Below are 14,910 nucleotides of genomic sequence, written 5' to 3' on the forward strand. Positions count from 1 at the left end.
AGGGGTGCTAACTAACCTTGCGTAAAAGAGTTACTTTTGTAGGTGGGGGGCGAGGAAATGGTTGAATTGGCGACAAATGACGTCGCAACGGTAGTTGGCTCTGATTACGAGGCCTGGAACACGGCTTTGGCTCACAGATTCTTCGGTGACGACAGGGCGGGGGAGCTCGTCTACTTGGACAAAGACGATGACGCCTTTGCCAAAGTTTGCGAGGACATCGGAGTGAACATCGATGATGCAGACGATTCGTTGGCGAATGCCGTCCGGTCGAGGCTTTGCTGGAAGGACTCAGGCCGGGCCGCGTTTGCTGAGTTCGACCGCATAACAACATTGTGGCTGTCCAGGAGGCGAAAGGCGCTGGCAAGTTCCATACAGGTCCCGCCACCGCCGCACATTGCGCTGTTGACGCTATTTTCATTGGCCGCAGAACGCATCGGTGGCGCCAACAGCGATACGGGGGCTGTCGAATCTGGATACTACTCAAACCTCGAGGGACTCTTGGCTGTACCTCGCGCCGAGTCGGGAAGGTTCCGGACGTCCTTCACGAAATCCAGTGAGGCTTACTGGGAATCTCTGAGCCTCTGGCTCGAAGACCAAGACGGTCACAGGGGTATGCCGAGCGCCTATGCGCTGATGCATCGATATGTTGGGCTGCCAATTTCGCAAGCGTTGGTGCGCGCCCGCGAGCGCCGAAACTTGAAGAAAATGTTCGAGGAACAGGGCTTCGTCGCGGGTCAGACAGTCTCCCACACCGACATGTACGGCGCTATTGACGTTTGGATCAACTCGGCCCGGACATCGGCCAACAAAGCCCTTGTCAAGATGTGGGCTTCATCCGAGCTGAAGAGCCGCATCGTTGAAATTGCCCTTGCCGAATTCGCCACGTGGGAAGGTGCAGCGTCATCCGCAGAGGGGAAGGGGGGAACGGGGCCCGGACGTTGTCTTCTGACGCTCAGGGACGGGCGTGTCATGCTTCGGTCTGAAATGAGATTTGGATTGATTCTCGCAGCTGCGTCGCCCGGCGAAACATGCCGCATCGGCGGGCTCCAGGACATGGCGAAGGAGTTCAGATTGGAGGCTCTAGGAGTCGGTTCGTCCGGATTTGATTTTCGTGCTGTCGGCATCGACGCAGGGTCCGCTATTGCTGGTGATCTACGGGTGGCCGTGGGCGCAGGGACCGAACGGCGTCGCTTTCCAAAAAATGTGGTCATCCTGACGCGTGACGCATTCTCCGCCGGCTATATCGAATCCGATCGCATAAATGCGGCAGCACCGTCGCGCGTTTTGGTCAAAGATGAACCTCAACTCACGTCGGCGGTGGAGAAGATCCTAGCTGACGCTGCCCAGCCAGGATATTCAAGGATTCCTGGGGGGACGAGCGGTGTCCCCCAGGGCTGGGCCGTATATACGGATGTGGTCCTCTTACGCCCACCCGCGTCCGCGCTGGTGACAGCTACTGATCTCTCAGCATTTCAGCCGCGGCTTTCGACGCAAATGACGATCACAGGCGGACTGAAGCTCCCGGGGCATATGCCTCGTTGGAGTTCCCTCAGCCCGATCCAAGTCATGATCGCCTCAGAGACTGACGAACCCGTGGATCTGTTGTTGCTGACTCGAAATGCGGAGACACTCCAAGCTGAGGAGCATTTTGTACGCCGACGGCTGACGGTTCCCGCAGTAGTCCGTCTGGATGACCTTCCACAAAATTGTACGGACTTTACTTTGTCCCTGCGGCGAGGAAAGACAACGCTCCAGAATTTGGCTGTGAAACTCAGGAGCTCAATGGAACCAGTCCCTGACCTCGCCTTGCGCTTCAGGTCGCTGTGTCACGATCTGGAGGACCCTCTTTGGCCGATGCAATGTCTTCCCAGTGACGATGCAGCGGTCCCTGGTCTCGATGGTCTGGCCTTATCGGCACCACAGGTGCCACACTCCAATCGCAGCGTCGAGTCCCGCCCGAATTGGGCTGGCAGCGGCCAAATGCGTCCACGCGGTCAGCTGCTAGTCGTGGCGGGGCCTCCGGTGGACTCCTGCATTGTGACTGGACGCCATCGCTTCGAGTTTCCGACCTTTGACGGAAAGCGTCCGAAGTCGAGTTGGATGTACGGAGTCTGCACGCAATGCGGCATGAGTAAAAGACAACCTACCTGGGTACGGAAATCCGCATCCTCCGGCGAAGTCACAGCCCGGCGCACAAGAAATGCGTTGCCTAAGCTTTCTCCTGTTGGCCCAAGTTGGAGCGCACTCATTGATGCACTCTTCTTCCTCGGTGCCGGATCCCGTCGCGAATTTTCCACTCTTGCGAGGCAACTCGAGGACAGCGCAATCTTTGAGAACCAGCTGCTTCGCGACTTGGAATCGTTAGGCATTATCGAGCTAGAGCGGAACGCTGACCTTGAAGTCGTTCGCTGGGAGTCCGCAGCAACATGTTTCGGTCAATTAGCCGACGGATCCTGGATGCTGACTGGGTACTGGGATAGGCAACTCAAAAGTGCAGTTCTCGAAGCGCTGGACGCGGCAGGTGCCACCATTTCAGTCAATGCGCCTGAACGCGAGTCACTGCACGTGATCGCCGATATCCCAAACGACAAGATCGGCGCGATCGCAGAGGATTTTGGCGTCGACCTGGTCCCGGGTGCTTCCATCGCGCTCGCCAGCGCGTTGCCGCCTTTGTCCGCGGTGGGTGAAGGGCTGCATCGCTGCAGCATGCCCTTCACAGAGTCATACGAGTACTTCAACACGCAGTCCGCCTCTTGGGCCGCGATCGAGACCCCGCAACTGCCGGGACTTTACCGGGTGTCTCAGAGTTTCAGTTCGCGATACTACTTCCGCAGCGCCCAAGACGTCGCCGACGGGGTTGCGGCTTTGGTAACCGTGGAGCTGGGAAAGCACCTTGCCGCGCTGGAGGCAAATCGCCCGATCATTGCCTATAACCCGGCGGAAGCCACCTTGTGGGTGCCAGTCGGCGCCGAACTCCCAGGCATGTACGGACGGGCAGCAGTCATGGGTGGTGGCGGCCTGCCCGAAATTCAGCGTCTGACCCGCTCAACCACATACTTCAATGTTCCTCCCGCCGCTGCTGAAGCGATTATTGGAAAGCTCACGTCATGACCCAACACCCCAATCCGATCAGCGTCAGCAACGACTTGAAGGAGGCATTTTCGCGGTACTTCTCGACAAACTATCGCCTGCGGTCCCATGGATTGGCCGCGGATAGGGATGACCTTCTCGGTGCGCCGGGACAGGTTTTCCAAGAGCCCTTGGTCGAACCCGTGGTTCCCTATCCGACAACAGACGATCTAATTGATGTAGCCGTTGCTGCCGGGTACTCGGAATCGGTTGGGCGTGTTGTTGGAGACGCTTTTTTTCGGCAATTCGTGAAGCCAGGTGAGGCAATCGGGGTTCGACGGCATCAAGCCATGAGCATCCTGACGAATAGAGGTGCTGGTGAGGCCGGCAAGAGAAATGTCGTCCTGACCTCGGGCACTGGATCCGGCAAGACGGAGGCGATCCTGTTGCCTATCCTGCTCCGGCTGGTCGAGGAGTCTGAGGGATGGAGCACGCCGGGACCAGTCAACACGTGGTGGACTGGGGACGCATTCAGCCCGATGCGGAAGAACGAGAAGCGCAAGGCGGCAGTCCGAGCGATTATCTTGTACCCCACGAACGCGCTAGTGGAAGACCAACTAACGCGTCTCCGCCTGGCCTTCCGGAGGATTTCCGAGACCCGTCCCGAGGCGCGGCTCTGGTTTGGCCGGTACACGGGTGCTACGCCCGGAAACAACGTACTGCCGACACCGTCCGCAAAATCGGGGGCAGTGTCACGGGTAATTCAGGAACTTCGTGAGATGACAGCAGAGTACGAAAGCCTTGTGACTGCTGGGACGGTCGACGAGAGTGATTTATCGCTCTTTACCGACCCAAGGGTTCACGAAATGGTGACCCGTTGGGATATGGTTCAGGACCCTCCCGACGTCATGGTTTCTAACTTCGCGATGATCAACGCGATCCTAATGCGGGACTTCGAGGCGCCGCTGTTTCGGCAGTCACGGGAATGGCTTGCTCAGTCTCGGGACCATGTGTTCACGCTGGCGGTGGACGAACTCCACTCATACCGAGGTTCCGCAGGTAGCGAAGTTGCCCTGCTTCTGAGAAGGCTAATGAGTCGACTTGGCCTCGAGCCAGATAGCCCCCAGCTGCGCATTATCGCCGCCAGCGCATCACTAAGTCCGGACGAGCAGGGCTTGAACTTTTTGGAGGAGTTCTTCGGAGCGTCCAAAAGCAGCTTTGTCGTCACTGCCGGGCAGCCCCGTGCAATTGTGAGCCAGCTACCGATTAGTCGGGATCAGGTGCTGGCGGGACACGCGGCGGGCACGTTGGCGAGTCGATCTGCCGAACTCTCCGAAGCCATTGCGGCGGCTTGCTTCGAGGAGTCGGACGGCAGGTATCGGGCACAGTCCCTCCACACAGTTTCGCAGCGGTTGTTCGGCAGCAATGATCACGAACTGACTGCACTTGAAGCAGTCTTCCAAGCTGTCGCACTCGGCGGACAGGTTGGCATCCCCCTCCGTGGCCATATCTTTGCCCGCGTATTGTCCGGATTGTGGGCCTGCAGCAGCGCTCTGTGTGCGGGGGTGTCGTCCGATCGACGAGACAAGCACCGAAACGTTGGCAAGCTCTTCGGACAACCCGTGTCAGTTTGCGACGCCTGCGGCAGCCGAGTCCTGGAACTCATCCTCTGCGGCGAGTGCGGCGACACCAGCCTGGGCGGCTACGTCTTGCCATTCAGCGACGGAACGGAGAGCCTGAGTGCCACGCCGGCCGGCATCTTGTCGGACGCACCCGGATTGGTTACCCGGCGCAGCCGGGGAATTTATCGTTGGTTTTGGCCAACGGTCGGCGACCAGGCACCGGTGGGTGCCGGCAGCAAATGGTCAAATCAGACATTCGATGTTGCATGGATCCGGGCACGGTTGGACACCAGCGGCCGCGTCGAAGTAGGTGCTCCGGAGGGAGCAAATGGCTGGGTGCTTCAAATCAGCGGCAAGGGCGACGCAAGTGCCACCCCCGCCATCCCTGGCAAATGTCCACAATGCGGACAACAAGGGCGCCAGACGGCTGAATTTGTGCAGGGCCAAGTTGCCTCTCCCCTGCAAGGTCACGCGACGTCGCCGGCTCAGACGACTTCTGTGTACCTCCGTCAGCTCCCCCGCACACTCGGTGAGCGGCCGGAGGATTACCGAACCATAGTGTTCACGGACAATCGAGATTCCGCGGCGAGGACGGCCGCTTCGTTGGCCACCCGTCAGTACAGCGACATCCTGGTTCAAATGCTCCGGAAGGGCCTCTCTGACGCAGCGGACACTGACATTGCGGACATCCTTCGACGGTTCACCTCAGACCCATCAGGTCTGAAGCCTGCTGAACTCGCTCAGGCACAACACATATTGCAGACCAACCCCGGGGCGCTCATGGCCATCATGCGTGAAACGGCCGGCGTCGCCACCCCTGCTGACCATGAGGTGTTGTCAGAGTTGGGCTCAGCAGGATCCGAGTCCATCGCATGGACCGACCTCCGAGTTCGGATCGAAACGCAGATGGTCGACTTGGGGATAAGCCCGGGTGGCCCGTCTCCCTTTGCGCAAAAATTCAACAAGGAGCCTTGGTACTCCTTCTACGCGCCGCCGGAACAGGGACTCTGGATAAAGGCGGATGCCGCCTCCTCAGCTGTCGCGCAGGAGAAGCTCGGCAACATGCTGGATATGGAGTTGGCTCGACAAGTGTTCGACTCCGGCCGGCGCGACGTTGAATCGACGGGGCTGGCCTGGATTCGAGCGGACGTTTCAGGGTCCGGAAGCGGTCTCGGCGACGATCTTGCCAGCGAGGTCGTCGCAAGCTGCGTGCGCCTGCTGGGCCTAGACCTCAACTACGAAGGCTCCTTTGCTGCCCGGTCGGACGGGATCAAGACCCCGACCGCGGTGAAAGACTACCTCAAGCGTGTTTCGGTCCTGCACGGTGTCGACGCCGCAACGCTCGAGGCGTGGGCATACGGCGTTCTCAAGAGTCAGGGCCTGACCCATGACGGATGGATCCTAAAGATTCACGGATCGACGAACCACATCCGCTTCGCCCCTCCACCGGGCCAAATGTGGACTTGCGACCGCTGTGGTTTTGTCCATTTACAAGGCTCTGCGGGAGTCTGTGCCAACAAGGGCTGCGACTCCACCACACTGACGCAACACGAACGACCGTCAAAGGGTGGTGATTACTATGGGTGGCTTGCGAGCCAGGACCTGCGGAGAATCGCCGTTGCCGAGCTGACCGCACAGACCAAGCCTGCCAGCGAACAGCGCAAGCGGCAGCGCTGGTTTAAAGGTATCCAGCTGCCGGCGCCTCAAGAGAACCCACGCACCTGCCAGCTTGATGTTCTCAGTGTGACTACGACCATGGAAGTCGGCGTCGATATCGGTGCCCTCAACGCAACTCTGATGGCCAACATGCCGCCTCAGCGGTTCAATTACCAGCAGAGAGTCGGCCGCGCCGGCCGCGCCGGGCAGGCATTTTCATTCGCCATCACATCCTGCCGCGACTCGGCCCACGATGAGTACTACTTCAACAATGCTTACCGCATGACAGGAGATCTTCCTCCCCAGCCGTTCCTCGACCTGGGGCGTCCCCGCATCGTTCAGCGCGTCGCAGCATCTGAGCTTCTCAAACGGGCCTTCTCATCGGTGGCGGGGGGGCCAGGATGGTCTCCCGAAAGCTTGCATGGATCTTTCGGAAACGTTGAATCCTGGCCCGAATACCGGTCCGGAGTCGCTGACTGGCTGAGTACGCATCCAGACGTAGGCCACGTCGTTCGACAGCTGAGCCGCTACACGAGGCTCACAGAGACGCACGTCCTGGAGATCGAGCGTTGGGCGCGAATTGAGCTTGTCGCTGAAATCGACCGCATAATTGCGCTGCCAGAACGAAGCGACGAGGAGCTTAGTCTGGTCTTGGCGCTCGGCGGTCTCCTCCCCCTCTTCGGATTTCCCACAAGGGTACGCAATCTTTACGACGGTGAAGTCATGGGGAGAGTGCTGGACAACAACGTTGTTGCCGACCGTCCGCTTGCGCTGGCTGTAACGAACTATGCCCCAGGCGCCGAAGTTGTCAGAGACGGACTCGTTCACACGGCAGCAGGGTTTGCCCACTACGAGAAGACAGGCAGATCATGGTCGCCGGCCGACCCGCTGGGGGCTTCCCACGAAGTTGTGTCATGTCCGGATTGCGCAACGACATTCATTGACCGGAAAGTCGACGACGCTTGCGAGAACTGTGGCTCTCAAGTGGTGCGGTTCTCCATGTTTGAACCGCGAGGGTTCAGAACGACTTACAAGCCGCGTCCCTACCGTATCGACGGCTCGCGAGCACAGTCCAAAAGCCTGCCTACATTCGTTTCCGCCCAAAAGGAGACGTCGCTCGAAGAGGTCCTGGGTGTCGATGTCCGTCTATATGAGCAGGGCAAGTTGCTGCAGTACAACGACAACAAAGGACACCTCTTTGACCTTAAGCGGCAGGGCGACGGTTCTGTGGTCGCCGTCGACAAGACGATCTATACGCGGGGTTGGAAGGATATGCCCACGTCGGGGATCGACATCGGTAAGAGCGCAATCGGAGAAATCCGCACCACGGACGCGGTGACGGTAGCATTCACACGCCTGGAGACGCCAACAGGTGGCCTCCCGACCTCCGCAGGAGTACTGCCAGCAGGAATGTCTGCTCTCTGGTCGCTAGCAGAGGTGATGCGCGCAGGGGTGAAGGCTCAGCTAGACATCGATCCGCAGGAGATGCAGGCAGGCCTGCAGCATCTGACCACTGCTGGTGAGCCGACAGCCAGAGTGTTCCTGGCCGACAGTCTGGATAACGGGGCGGGGTACGCCGTGGAGATAGCCAAACCGGAAAATTTCAAAGCCCTGCTGCGCTCCACCCGTGAGACATTGCGGTTCATGTACGAAGCAGAAGGCCACGTGGGGTGTTCTACGTCTTGCCCCGACTGCCTGAGGTCGTGGGACAACCAACGCCTCCATGGCGTTCTCGACTGGAGATTGGCGCTCGACATGCTGGATTTGTGTGCGGGAGACGCGCTGAAACTCGCCAGATGGTTCGATCGCAAGCAGGATCTCCAGTCGGCAGCGCAGTCTATCGATCCTGGCTGTGAGGTCGTGGCGGTAGGGTCCTTGGGAGTCCCGGTCGTGCTTATGCCAGATGAGAAAGTCGGAGTCGTTGTGGGCCATCCCCTTTGGTTCAGAAGCGCAGCCGGGAGCACAGACATACGGCGGGAAAAAGCCGTTGCCGAAGCGAAACACGAGTTGCCGGGGTACCGACTTTCAATGAGCGATCATTTTGAGTTTGACCGGCGCGCGCTCTCGGTGCTCGTCTCGGCGATCGAGGGCGAGGCTGTGTCTCTCTGAGAATGGCCTCACCGCGGATTACTTGTGTCGGCTTATCCAGCTAATTCCTGAGCGAGCTGACACGAGGAATCCCCCTTGTTGTCGGTGATCACTAGTAGCCTGGCGCAGTGACTAATTTCAGCGGGGGACGAGCGGCGGAGAAGCTGTCCGAAGGATTGTACGAACTACTCAACACGGATGCGCTCGGCAATCTGCTGAATACCACGCCAGAACTCCATCCGGTCTTCGCAAATGTCGAGGACGAAGACACCCCGGACATCCTCTCCCGCCACGTGGCCGATGCCGTCTGCCAGGCTCTCGCTGCAGCCAAACCAAGTGACAGGGTCGGTCTGGCCAACCGCCTCCTTGAGGAACTGAACACCTCAGACCGCATCGCCGCAGGCCCCACGCAACTCCACTCCCTCCACCGTCCGGATGCACTCAAGCGCCGCCAACTCCGCCGTCCCACTACCAAGCTGAGCGATTCGGCCCTCCTGACCAACAGCAAGGACGATCCGAACCTCGCAGCCGAGCTCCGAACCGAGATCGAGTCCGCCAACACCGTGGACCTGCTCTGTGCCTTCGTTCGCTGGACGGGACTGCGCCTGCTCCAGCCGGCGCTGGAGCAGCTCAAGGAGCGCGCCGTCAAACTCCGAGTCATCACAACCACCTACATGGGTGCCACGGAACGCCGCGCCATCGACGAGCTGGTCACGCGTTACGGCGCCGAAGTGAAGATCAACTACGAAACCCAGGCCACCCGCCTACACGCCAAGGCCTGGCTGTTCCGCAGGGACTCCGGCTTCGACACGGCCTACGTCGGCAGCTCAAACCTCAGCCAGGCAGCCCTCCTGGACGGACTCGAGTGGAACGTCAGGCTCAGCTCCGTCGGCACGCCCACGCTGCTTCAAAAATTCGAGGTCACCTTCGACAGCTACTGGGAGCAGCGGGCCTTCCAGACCTATGACCCTGAGCGTGACGGCGAAAAACTCGACGCCGCGCTGGAGCGCAACGGCGGTCGGCGAACCGCCGCCCCTGATGCTGCCACCGGCCTTGAAGTCCAGCCGTTCCTCCACCAGGAGGAGATGCTCGAGGACCTGGAAGCGGAGCGGCTCAAGGGCTTCAACCACAACCTCCTGGTCGCGGCCACCGGCACCGGCAAGACTGTCATCGCCGCGCTCGACTACAAACGCCTCAGCGAAGCTGCCGGCCGTGATCTGAAGCTGCTCTTCGTCGCCCACCGGCAGGAAATCCTGAAACAGGCGATACGCACCTACCGGGACGTTATGCAGCATGGTGCGTTTGGCGAGCTGTACGTCGGGGACCACAAGCCGGAGCACTGGAAGCACATCTTCGCGTCGGTCCAGTCCCTGTCATCCCTCGGCTTCGAACAGCTGGACCACGACTTCTTCGACGTCGTCGTTATCGATGAATTTCACCATGCCATGGCGCCCACCTACCGCCGGCTGCTGGACCACCTTCAGCCGCAACAGCTCCTCGGGCTGACAGCGACGCCGGAACGCGGCGACGGCGCCGACGTCGCCAAGCAGTTCTTCGACGGCCGCACTGCGAGTGAACTGAGGCTGTGGGACGCCCTGGACGCGGACCTGCTGGTGCCGTTCCACTACTTCGGCGTCTCCGACGACGTCGATCTGAGCCAGCTGGAATGGAAACGCGGCAACTACGACGCCGCACAGCTGAACAACCTCTACACCGGAAATGATGCCCGCGCCGCGAAGGTGATCCGCGAACTCCGCAACAAAGTCACCAGCACCGACCAGATGCGGGCCATCGGCTTCTGCGTCTCGGTCCAGCACGCGCACTACATGGCCGAGGTCTTCAACCGTGCAGGCATCGCCTCCGTTGCAGTCGATGGCAGCACCAACGACGCCGACCGCGCCGCGGCGCTGGAACGCCTCCGCAGGCGGGAGATCAACTGCATCTTCGCCGTCGACCTTTTCAACGAAGGCCTGGACCTGCCGCAGGTGGATACCATCCTGCTGCTCCGGCCCACGCAGAGCGCCACGATCTTCCTCCAGCAGCTGGGGCGGGGGCTGCGCCGTGCCGAGGGCAAGGCCGTGCTGACGGTCATGGACTTCATCGGACAGCAACGGCGTGAGTTCCGCTTCGATCTGCGCTACCGGGCGCTGACGGGCTACGGGCGTAAGGAACTGGAGATGGCGGTCGAGGACGAGTTCCCGTTCCTGCCCTCGGGCTCCCAGATCGTGCTGGACAGGGTAGCGCAGAAGGTGGTACTGGACAACATCAAGGCGCAGCTGCGGTTCAACCGGGCGCAGCTCGTCCGGGACATTGCCTCATATGCGGAGACCGAGCTGGAAGCCTATCTGGAACAGTCCGGGAACGACGTGAAGTCGATCTACCGTTCGACCAGGGACTCGTGGACCGGCTACCTCCGCCAGGCGGGCCTGATCGAAGGGTTCTCCCCGCTGGAGGCAGCCCTCAGCGGGAGGATCCAGGAGCTCTCGGATGCCGATGAGAAGAAGCTTCTCGGCCGTATGGCTGCGCTCATCCATGTGGACGACCCGGAACGTGCCGAGGCGTACTCGATGCTGGTCGGCCCTGATGCTCCCCGCTACGCGGAGCTCGGAATGAGGAAACAGACGTTTGCCCGGATGCTGTTCTATACGCTTTGGGACGACGGCGGCAGTTTTCAGACGTACGACGCCGGCCTGGACTACCTGCGCGGCTACCAGTTTGTTTGCAGCGAGATCCGCCAGCTCGTGAGACTCGGAGTCGCAGCGTCCAAGCACGCCGCCAAGGGGCTCGGAGCGGGGCTGCAGCACGTTCCACTGCTTTCGCACGCGACCTACCGGCGCGAAGAGGTCCTGGCGGCCCTGCAGTACGGTTCGTTGGAGCTGGGCAAGAACGTGCAGCACCGCGAGGGCGTTGCCTGGTGCCCGGCGACCTCCACCGACGCCTTCTTCGTGACGCTCAACAAGGACGACAAAAAGCACTCGGCCACCACGATGTACAAGGACTATGCCATCAGCCCGGAGCTGTTCCACTGGGAGTCGCAGAACGCGACCTCGCCCGGGAGCCCGACTGGTAAACGGTACCTGGACCGGGCTTCACACGGCTCGACGATCCTGATCTTCACCAGGGATACTGCGGACGACGACACCGGCCTGACGGTTCCTTACACGTGTCTCGGGCAAGTGGACTACGTGCAGCACGCCGGCGAGAAGCCGATCTCTATTACCTGGAAGCTGCACCGCCCGATGCCAGCTGATGTCTACGCGACCGCGGCTGCAGTGGCGCAATAACTAGACGGGGGACCTGTCCACATATGGGCGATAGCAACTGCTGATAACTTATTCATGACTGATCGACTTGATGAGAGGAACGGTGGACAGCGCACTTTGAGGAAAGGCTGCCAAGAGTTCCCTCCCGAGAGGTTCTTGTCACTGTGGACGGAACCGTGGCATTAAGAAGTAGCAGGAGCGTCACAAGTACTTCGGCAAGACCCGCGCGAACGTGTCTCCCATGGTCACTAGCCACTCGACGAGTTCTGGCGATTGAGCCGGGTCTAGGAAGTCGCCGGGGCGGCTGATGACGAGCTTGGATGCCTTGCGGCCGGGCTTGTCGTCCCACTCGAGAACGAGACCGAGGTCTGCTTCGATGGCTTCGCGCTGGGCCAGCAATTTCGCGTAGAGGTTCTTGTCGTCGCTGATCCAGAAAAGCGTGGTGACGAGTTTCTTCTGGGAGTTCACTTGGAGCGAGATCTGCCCACGGGAGTCTCCAATGCTGACGTCGTACCAGTTTTGCGGAAAGGGCTTGCGCCAAGTATCGATGTTCGTCGCGTTTACAAGGCCGTGGTCACGTACCCGCTCGAAGAATTTAAGCTGGGCATCCGTCACAGACACCTCCCTTGTGGCCTTGGCTTGCGGCTTGTTCTTCTTGCGGCGTTCAGCGATCGCCTCCTCGTCCACATCGAGGCCGGCAGCTTCCGCGAGTTCTTCTGCGCCGATGAACTGCTCGGGATTCGCGTGGCCTTGTGCATCGAACTGGAGCCCCTCCTTCTCAAGCACCACGCGGGGGTCATCGTCGCGCCCGGGCTCGGTCCAGCGGAAACCAGAAGAGATAGTCCCGCCGCTCTGCAGGACTCTCCAAGCGTTGGCCATTGGGTAGTTCGCGATAATCGCGGCCAGCGGCTGGGCCCAAGTGCCGGCCACGATCGCGACGTCGCCATAAGAAGTCCAGCGCCCTGCTGGGATCTCGGCGACGATCGCAGCAATTTGGCTGCGCAGCGCTGACGGCTCGTCGCCGACGGCGATGATGCTCTCATCCGGCCCCGGCCACAGCTCAATTATCTTCTCTGCTAATTCAGCGCTACGCTCGCTGATCTCGTCGACGCCCCATGTGGCGTGCGCCGCGATTGCCTGATTCATCGATACGCCGCTCTTGGCCAGCATCTCGCGCTTCTCTTCGAACGGCTTGTTGCTGAGCTCGCTGTTGTATCCGCTCAGAGTGAGGTTGCCGAGCGTATGCACGACCCGCTCATGTTCGTAGTCGATGTCCGCGTCGGCGTTGAAAGCCGCTGCGAACGTCTTGCGCACAGAATCAGTCATCTGCTGTGGCAACACATGCTCGATCGTCAGATGCCTAGGGTCGAGGTCGACGATCTCCTTCGGGCGGTACGCCTCTTCGAGCCACTGCAGGATGAGCTTTTTTTGCGGTCCGCGGCCTTGCCAGTAGAACGCGATCGTCTTGGCAGCCTCGCGAACCTGGAGGTCGGTCGCGAAGTGTTTGCGGCCGCGGGACAGGTATTCGCGCAGCGCGATGTCGATGTGGTCCGCATCACTGATCGCACCTACGGCCTGGAGTAGCGTTCGATTCAGATTTGCTGTGGCGCGCCCGATTACGATGCGCCGCACGAAGTACGACTCCAGGTACGTCAGAACGCGCACAACCTCAGCGTCAGCAGCCGTCCCGGAAGCACGTCGGGCGAGAATCTGCATCACCACCGGATATGCCGTCGTCGAGCCCCAGGCTCTGATCCTGGTGAGGCGACGGCGAATCTCAGCGTGCTTCTCCCCCGCAGGCTTGAGAATCGTCGCGAGTACGTCACCGAGATTGGCGATACGGATCACCTCAGCCTCGACCTCGTCGATGGTCCTTAGTTTCTCGAGCCGATGTTGCTGTCCCACGTACGTGTCCGACTGTTTCGCTCGTTCGTCGCGCTGAGCGAGGTCGAGCCAGAACAACAGCTCAAGATTCTCAGAGTCGAGTTTCTTCTCCAGTGGAAGCCAAATATTCTCGTAGACCATCTCTGCGCGATCACCGAGCCGCATGAACAAATAGTTCTTTAGCAGGTCACTTTGCGTCAGCCGAAGGCCAGTGTTGTTCAGCGACTCAAAGATGCGGTGTGCATTGTCGGACGGCTCCGCCGTGACGACGACGAGCGCGAGACCGCGTACGACGGCGGCTTCGAGCAGCTCCAGGTCATGTGGATCATCAGGGTCGTCGGCCGCGGCGATCTTCGAGCGGAAGAACCGATACGCATCGCCGACGGCGTCCTCCCCGCCAGCCTGCGGCGCACGATTGAGCACCGCCATGTAGGCGGGCCGATCTGTCTGGGTTGGCATGACCTTAAGCGGCTTGCCGCTGTCGAAGACGTTGATTAGGTACTGTGCGTCAATGCCGCTCGCCCGATCGGTTTCCCCGGTCTCGATCAAATGATCGCGGAGCGCAGCCAGAAGGAGCGTCAGCGTGGTCAGGCGCTGCTGGCCGTCGACGACAAGGAACTTGTTAACGCCGATGGCGCCGAAGTCAGGACTGCTAGCCAGTACGAGAGAGCCGATGAAGTGCGAGGCCTTCGGGTCGTCACCAAGAGTGCGCTCCAACTCGATGACATCCGACCACAGTTGGCCGAGCTGCTTCTTGCCCCACGAGTACACGCGTTGGTAGAGCGGAACCTGGTACTGCTTCTTGCCTTCCAGAACCCCCGCAAGTGTCCCGTTCTCCGCCCGAACCACAAATGCCTCCTTGGAATTACGGTAATGGAACGAGACTACATGGGGCGGAGTTCGTGAGCCCGGCGTCGGCCATGGCCCGCGGACCCCCATGGGCCGTCTGCCCACACGCGGCTTTAATCGAGCAACAGCCCCACGGCGGCAGCAGCTGGCGTCCTGTCGTCATAACCAACACTTGTCCGTTCGCCTCAGTTTCGACCTTCACGAGAGTTAGGCTGTGGCGCCAGATGAAACCGTCCTTCCGGGGCCAGAAATACTGGACAGGATCAGACGCGTGACGGTCGTAGTTGAATTTGGGCTAAACGAGTTCGGACTCCGCCGTATTTCGGCGCTTGCGGTCCTTTGACTGTCAGCCAGATGGAGGAGTTGCATCGAATGTTCTCGGGGGTTACACCCCACTCCGCCATAACTTGTCGGCCCTTCCCATTAGCCCCGAAGTTTCTTCGCGGCGCGGGCTAAATTCTTGTCCAGTCAAGTTGGCG

4 protein-coding genes are annotated in these 14,910 nt (G+C 60.4%); 3 read left to right on the forward strand and 1 reads right to left on the reverse strand.

Annotated features, from left to right (window positions below; all coding sequences use genetic code 11):
• The first annotated feature begins 57 nt into the window (after positions 1-57).
• From J7E80_RS02065 to J7E80_RS02075, 3 genes are all read left to right on the forward strand, one after another.
• Positions 58-3,111, forward strand: coding sequence for a hypothetical protein (locus tag J7E80_RS02065; RefSeq protein WP_215049823.1), 3,054 nt, complete (start codon positions 58-60; stop codon positions 3,109-3,111).
• On the forward strand, positions 3,108-8,456 hold the full coding sequence (locus J7E80_RS02070) for a DEAD/DEAH box helicase (RefSeq protein ID WP_215049824.1): 5,349 nt from the start codon (positions 3,108-3,110) through the stop codon (positions 8,454-8,456). Before J7E80_RS02065 ends, J7E80_RS02070 begins: the two co-directional genes overlap by 4 nt.
• A gap of 107 nt (positions 8,457-8,563) precedes the next feature.
• Positions 8,564-11,719: a DUF3427 domain-containing protein gene (locus tag J7E80_RS02075; protein WP_215049825.1), complete on the forward strand. Its 3,156-nt coding sequence runs from the start codon at positions 8,564-8,566 to the stop codon at positions 11,717-11,719.
• Positions 11,720-11,899: 180 nt separating this feature from the next.
• Here the strand turns inward: J7E80_RS02075 and J7E80_RS02080 are convergent, their stop codons facing one another.
• The gene (locus J7E80_RS02080; RefSeq protein WP_215049826.1) at positions 11,900-14,431 is read right to left on the reverse strand and encodes a DUF4268 domain-containing protein; all 2,532 of its coding nucleotides are present in this window, start codon (positions 14,429-14,431) and stop codon (positions 11,900-11,902) included.
• Positions 14,432-14,910 lie beyond the last annotated feature (479 nt).

This window comes from Arthrobacter sp. ISL-28, from assembly GCF_018613875.1.
In the GTDB taxonomy this organism is placed as follows: domain Bacteria; phylum Actinomycetota; class Actinomycetes; order Actinomycetales; family Micrococcaceae; genus Arthrobacter.